The organism is Planococcus maritimus, assembly GCF_001592825.1.
Classification (GTDB): Bacteria; Bacillota; Bacilli; order Bacillales_A; family Planococcaceae; genus Planococcus; species Planococcus maritimus_C.
Genome location: NZ_LTZG01000054.1, coordinates 1 through 355, shown reverse-complemented (window position 1 = coordinate 355; position 355 = coordinate 1). Strand labels below are relative to the sequence as shown.

1 pseudogene is annotated in these 355 nt (G+C 50.4%); it reads right to left on the bottom strand.

From position 1 onward, the window contains the following. Nucleotides 1-182 (bottom strand): annotated as a pseudogene (locus tag AY633_RS15240) (bifunctional diaminohydroxyphosphoribosylaminopyrimidine deaminase/5-amino-6-(5-phosphoribosylamino)uracil reductase RibD); the annotation flags it as partial. Nucleotides 183-355 lie beyond the last annotated feature (173 nt).

Genomic DNA, 355 nt, shown 5'->3' with positions numbered 1-355 from the left:
TCTGCGCCTTGCGCTTCACCGCCTGCCATATTCAGCGCATGGATTTCTGCATTGGGCTGCCCCGCTTTCAGATGCGCGCCCATGCCGATAATCCGGCCCTCTTTGACAATGACCGACCCGACCAGCGGCTTGGGCGAAGTCTGTCCGGCGGCTGATTGCGCCAAATCCAAAGCTTGCTTCATGATGTGCTGATCATCCACTTGATCACGCCTTTCACACCATAATAAAAACCCCTTGATAAACCAATGGGTTAGAAGACAATAGGAAATAGAACTATGGATTGCTCTATAATGTCCGTGTTCTTCCTTCTCCCATCCAGACTTTAACTGTCGGCTTTGTACTCTCACCAAATCCT